Source organism: Arthrobacter sp. JCM 19049 (assembly GCF_001310435.1).
This window is the reverse complement of sequence record NZ_BAXF01000143.1, coordinates 1-4,974: the sequence shown is the minus strand read 5'-3', so window position 1 is coordinate 4,974 and position 4,974 is coordinate 1. Positions and strand designations below refer to the sequence as shown.

The 4,974-nt window shown below is 63.7% G+C and carries 7 protein-coding genes, 1 pseudogene and 1 riboswitch; of the genes and pseudogenes, 1 reads left to right on the top strand and 7 read right to left on the bottom strand.

What is annotated here, in order from left to right:
- Nucleotides 1-209 (top strand): hypothetical protein (locus tag JCM19049_RS19490; RefSeq protein WP_279402749.1); only part of this gene is annotated, 209 nt, incomplete at its 5' end.
- 247 nt (nt 210-456) lie between these two features.
- Here the strand turns inward: JCM19049_RS19490 and JCM19049_RS08115 are convergent.
- From JCM19049_RS08115 to JCM19049_RS08090, 7 genes and pseudogenes are all read right to left on the bottom strand, one after another.
- A complete protein-coding gene (locus JCM19049_RS08115; RefSeq protein WP_054821329.1) occupies nt 457-1,332 on the bottom strand; it encodes a MetQ/NlpA family ABC transporter substrate-binding protein in 876 nt (291 codons plus the stop codon).
- Nucleotides 1,333-1,374: 42 nt separating this feature from the next.
- On the bottom strand, nt 1,375-1,530 hold the full coding sequence (locus JCM19049_RS19485) for a hypothetical protein (RefSeq protein ID WP_279402748.1): 156 nt from the start codon (nt 1,528-1,530) through the stop codon (nt 1,375-1,377).
- Nucleotides 1,531-1,566: 36 nt separating this feature from the next.
- The gene (locus JCM19049_RS08110; protein ID WP_279402747.1) at nt 1,567-2,097 is read right to left on the bottom strand and encodes a methionine ABC transporter permease; all 531 of its coding nucleotides are present in this window, start codon (nt 2,095-2,097) and stop codon (nt 1,567-1,569) included.
- An 8-nt stretch (nt 2,098-2,105) separates the two neighbouring features.
- Nucleotides 2,106-2,915 carry a methionine ABC transporter ATP-binding protein gene (locus JCM19049_RS08105; RefSeq protein WP_054821328.1) on the bottom strand — a complete coding sequence of 270 codons (810 nt, stop codon included), beginning with the start codon at nt 2,913-2,915 and terminating at the stop codon, nt 2,106-2,108.
- Nucleotides 2,916-2,989: 74 nt separating this feature from the next.
- Nucleotides 2,990-3,079, bottom strand: a riboswitch (SAM riboswitch).
- 274 nt (nt 3,080-3,353) lie between these two features.
- On the bottom strand, nt 3,354-4,169 hold the full coding sequence (locus JCM19049_RS08100) for a hypothetical protein (protein ID WP_054821327.1): 816 nt from the start codon (nt 4,167-4,169) through the stop codon (nt 3,354-3,356).
- A gap of 16 nt (nt 4,170-4,185) precedes the next feature.
- Complete coding sequence (locus tag JCM19049_RS08095; RefSeq protein ID WP_054821326.1) at nt 4,186-4,725, bottom strand: plasmid pRiA4b ORF-3 family protein; 540 nt, start codon at nt 4,723-4,725, stop codon at nt 4,186-4,188.
- Nucleotides 4,691-4,974: pseudogene (locus tag JCM19049_RS08090) on the bottom strand (hypothetical protein); the annotation flags it as partial. The gene JCM19049_RS08095 and the pseudogene JCM19049_RS08090, both read right to left, overlap by 35 nt.

Here is a 4,974-nt window from a genome sequence, read left to right as displayed (position 1 = left end):
GGCTGGAAGGCAGCGCCGCCGAGGCCTGGCGCGGGATCGTGGACACCGTTGCCGCCTCCCTGGACCGTCCCGCCGCCGAAGCCTACGCCGCTTACTTTGGCGGGGCAGATGAGAACGAAGACGAGGACCGCAGGCCGAGCAGCCCCGGGATCCGGAAGCCGACGCGTACGCCGTCGCCCTGCTGGCCGCCGTGTACGGCACCGACCTGATCGCCGAACGCCCCGCCTCGGTGCTCGATGACATCATTTCCGAACTGCATGAGCGCTGGATGGGCCTGGTCGGCTAACCGAGCGGTTGGTCCTCGGGCCGCTGGTACGTCGGGGTGACGCGCTCCCGCCCACCGTTCACGAGAACGGCCTAATGGGCACCAGCGGTGGGCCCTGACCCCGGCAATGCATAGAGCCTGCGAGGGACAAGCCGGTGGCTTGTCCCTCGCAGGCGTTTTTGATGTGTTCGTTAGTTCTGGGTGTTCCAGGTGGCGATGTCCGCTGCCGGGTCACGATCCCAGGGGGTGGGCAGTGCGCCGTCGAGGTAGTCTTCGTACCATTCGCGCACTTCATCGGAATGGTAGGCGGCTTCCAGGGCCTTGCCCTTCTCGGTATCCATGAAACCGGGCTTTGCCGCCACCAGGTTGTTGTAGGGAAGGGCGTCCTCCTCTTCCTCAAACAGCAGCGCATCCTGCGGGGTCAGCCCGATCTCCCCGCCGAGCCTCACGAACAGGAAGCCGGCATCCACGTCGGGCAGGGTCTTGGACAGCGACTGCTGGTCCACCTCAACGAACGAGAAGTTCTTGGGGTTCTCCAGGATGTCGTTCTGCGAAAGGTGGATGACGCTCTTGCCCTCGGTGATCTCCAGCAGCCCCTCCTTGGCCAGCAGGGCCAGGGCCCGGCCGTTGTTCGAGGGGTCCACCGGGATGGCGATCTTGGCCCCATCGGGCAGTTCCTTCGCCGACTTGTGCTTGGTCGAGTACAGCCCGGCCGGTGAACCGTACATGTAGAAGGCCGGGTCCACCTCGATGTTCTGATCCGCCGTAAACTGCTTCAGGTAGGCTGCGTGCTGGAAGAAATTCGCGTCATATTCACCGTTCGCCACCACGTGGTTGGGCTGGACAATGTCGGTGACGTAGGTCGCCTGCACATCCCATCCCTGTTCCTCCAGGATGCGCTCGGCGATCTTCGTGGGCTCCTGGGTGGGCGCCGATTCGGTGACGATCAGCTTGATGGTCTTGTCGTTCCCGGCATTGACATTGCCGGTCAAACCGCATGAAGCCAGCAGACCGGTGACGGCCAAGGCGGCTGCTGAGGTGATGATCCTGCGACGAGTCAGTGACATGGTGTTCCTTTGAAGTAGTGAAGGTGGAGTAACGGGTGCTGGCTATCGTTTGTCGTAGCGCCGGGCCAGCGCCGTGCCGGAGACCTGCACCAGGTGCACCACCGCGATCATCAGCACGATGGCCAGGAGCATGACACCGGTCTCGTAGCGGTAGTAGCCGTAGCGGATGGCGAAGTCGCCGATCCCTCCGCCGCCCACCAGCTGCCATGGCCGAGTAGGAGATGAAGGAGACGGTCATGATGGTGATCGAGCCAAACAGCGCCGGCCGGGCCTCCACCAGCAGGACGTCGCGGATGATCTGCCGCGCGTGGCGCCCATGGCATTGGCGGCTTCAACGACGCCCGACCCCAGCTGGGTGATGTTCTGTTCCACGAAGCGGGCAAAATAGGGAATCGCGTTGATGGTCAGCGGGACAATCACCGCGGCGGTACCCACCGTTGTTCCGACGATGAACCGGGTGACCGGGATGATCGCGATCAGCAGGATCAGGAACGGGAAGGAGCGGATGGTGTTGACTGCACCGTCGACGATGCGGTGCAGCCGCGGTCGGGGCCGCAGGCCCTGCGGTGACATGGAATAGAGCCAGATTCCCAAGGGGGTACCGATCAGGATCGCCAGGGGAATCGAGACCAGCAGCATCGCCAGGGTCTGGCCGATCGCGACGCCGATCTCGGGTCCCAGTTCCAGCAGGCGGTCAATGCTGAACGTGGCCACTGCACCGTTGCTGCTCGCAGCGGCCGCAAGCGGAAGATAGATTGTGCTCAAGACGTCTCCTAGGATGCGGCAGCCGACAGCTGCGGGGTGCGGTGTTCTTCCTGGCCGGTGGGGCGCTGCAGGACGATCTCGTCACTGATCAGGTAGCGTCCGATCGCGGTATGCGGGCTGAAACCCGGTTGCCTCAACTCGGCCAGATCAAACTGTTCAACCAGCCGCCCGTCCTCCATTACCGCCACGTTGTCGGCGATGGCCTTGACCACGTTCATTTCGTGGGTGACGATCACGGTGGTAATTCCCAGGTTGGCGTTAATGTCCAGCAGGTATTGGAGCACCGAGGCGGTGGTGCGCGGGTCAACGGCGCTTGTGGGTTCGTCGCACAAAAGCACCTTGGGCTCCGTGGCCAGGGCGCGGGCGATGGCCACGCGCTGCTTTTGGCCGCCGGAGAGCTGGGCCGGATAGGAATGGATCTTGTCGGCCAGGTCCACAATGGCCAACGCCTCCTGGGCCTTCGCTCTCCGTTGGCGGGCGGGAACCCCGGCAAACTTGAGCGAGAGCTCCACATTTTGGGCGGCAGTGCGGTTATTGAGCAGGTTGAAGTGCTGGAAGATCATGCCAATTTGATGGCGTTCGCGCCGCAGCTCTTCCTCTGAAAGTTCGGTCAATTCCACGCCGCCAACCTGGACCGAACCGCTGTCCGGGCGCTGCAGGAGATTGATGTTGCGGATCAGGGTCGATTTTCCCGCTCCCGAGAAACCGATAATTCCTTGGATCGAGCCCCGGGGAATGTCCAGGGACACGTTGTCCACGGCCGTGAAAGCGTCGCTGCCGGTGCCGAAGCTTGTCGATACGTTGCGCAGGCTGATCATGTGTACTCCTCGTCTTTACCGCGACGAAGCGTCCCGGCCGCGCGGCCTCACTGAGGAGCGGTCAGCCAGGAAATTCTCCATCGTTTCTGGCAGTAGCACCGTGCCCCAATGGGTGGTTGCCGCGACGTCGTAGAGCCAGATCTCTCGGCCGCTCTGGATGGTTTGAAGGTCATCGCCTTCGTTGTCCACCAGTCTGGCGCAGGGATGGAGAACGACTCAAAGGGCAGGTCACAAGCTGCAATGATCAGTCTTATGGCGACATTTCGGGCGTCACATCCCGTCATCTTCCGCTGTTGTGACGACATGTGAATCAACGGATGAGGCGGATTCCAGATTCTAGGCACACCAAAGCCATAATGCACGGCCCATCAGGGGCCGCAGGCCAACAGCGCAGTCAGGCGGTGGACCGGTTCGTCTCTCGCCCCGTTGCGGCGCGCCTCAGGACACGGGAGCCTGCAGCACCATCCGCGCGAATTCGTCCACGTGTTCCTGGGCAGGCTTTGAGAAGTAGCCGCCGGAGTCCCGTCGGTGCCACCGGGCGAGCTCCTCAAACAGGAGGGCTAGAGTGCTGCGGTGCACGACCGCATGGCGCCCCAGCGGCTGACCCAGCGGCCCCATCCGGTAACCCAGCAAGTTCATGACCTCGGTAATGTAGTCGGACGCCGCGTCGCTCAGCGCCTCGATCCCGGCGGCCCGGCACAACCAGTAGGCGATGGTGCCATCGCGCAGGCCCTCGTCCTTTTCCGCCGTGTTGATGGCGTTGAGCAGATAACGGGCGAGGCGCGGTTCATCCCCGGCCAGTTCACTGCCCTTTTTCGTGGCGAGCACACGCCCGCGGTAGACCCGCACCAGTCCGGCCATGCGCGCCACCTCACGCAATTGGGCCACCGTGGGCATCGTGTGTTCACGCTTGCGCGAGGAGGATTCGTAGTCAATGCCCTCCCACTGCAGGCGCTCCACCAGTTCCGCCACGGCCTTCGGGTTCATCCAGCTGGCGGGGGTGAGCTTGATGCCTTCGCCCTGGGCCAGCTCAATGAGCACCTGGAAAGGCCGAACTATCTCCGTGAAGAACCATTCGGGGATCCGCGCGCCTGCCGCGGCGTCGGTGATTCCGGCCTCGCTGGCTAGGATCAGCGCGTAGCGCCGTACCCCCGAGGGCTTGCCGCGCAGCCACTGGCCAAAGACCGAGTTTCCCGCGAGGAGGCTGAAGTACAGTTCCAGCTCGCGGTTGGCCGCCTGCTGGTTGTAGGTCATCGGGTCGAAGTCGAGCTCATCGCCGGAGCGCCAGCGCAGCCAGTCGATGGTTTCCTGCTGCTCCTCGGTGGGCTGCTCGGCGTTGAACTCCTCCAGCTTGTCGTACCAGCGATAATCCTCCGCTGTCTTCCACCGGCGCCCGCATTTCCCCCTCGAGCACCCGGGCGGCGCACTGCTCGTCCGGGCAGGGGGTTGATGATTCGAGGGTCAGACGGTGCGTCCAGTTGTCCCCGAAGTCGTACACGTAGAACAAGGTTCCCGGGTTGACCGCCAGGGCCTGGCCGAGTGTGGTGCCCTCCTGCGGCTGGCCCTCCAGCTCCTCGTCCAGGGCAAGCTGGTCATACCAGCTGGTTCCGGTCTGTGGCTTGCCCCATCCCTGGGTGGGGTCCGCGCTGTGGAAGGACTGCAGGTGGCTGTTGTCCCAGCCCATGGCGATCTGGATGATGTCACCGGCAGCGGCCAGGTCCAGGTCGGCCGGAATCTGGATGCGCCGCCAGATCAGCGGTTGGGCTTCCATCAATTCAATGCGCAGCGTCAGCAGGTCGCGAGAAGTCATAGACCCATCGTTGCAGATCAGCGGCTTGGAGCGAAGACTGCGGGAGGATAAGTCGCGCCGCGTCCCGCGGCAGATTACTGCAGGGCGAAGCTTCGACCAGCTGCATGAATTCGCCCTCGGAAATGATCTCCACCTTCTGCCCGGCGGCACGCAGGCGCAGCACGTGCTTGGCCTTGTTGGTCAGCCGGCCGTTGGACAGGTCCTCGGGGACAAAGCCGTCCCCGACCACCAGCGCGGTCGTGGCGCGGG

What these genes read in the sequence shown, in the direction of transcription:
- JCM19049_RS08105 (WP_054821328.1), bottom strand. Translation starts at nt 2,915, where the DNA reads ATGATCAGCCTGCGCAACGTATCGACAAGCTTCGGCACCGGCAGCGAC.
- JCM19049_RS08100 (WP_054821327.1), bottom strand. Translation starts at nt 4,169, where the DNA reads ATGACCTACAACCAGCAGGCGGCCAACCGCGAGCTGGAACTGTACTTC.
- JCM19049_RS08115 (WP_054821329.1), bottom strand. Translation starts at nt 1,332, where the DNA reads ATGTCACTGACTCGTCGCAGGATCATCACCTCAGCAGCCGCCTTGGCC.
- JCM19049_RS08095 (WP_054821326.1), bottom strand. Translation starts at nt 4,725, where the DNA reads ATGACTTCTCGCGACCTGCTGACGCTGCGCATTGAATTGATGGAAGCC.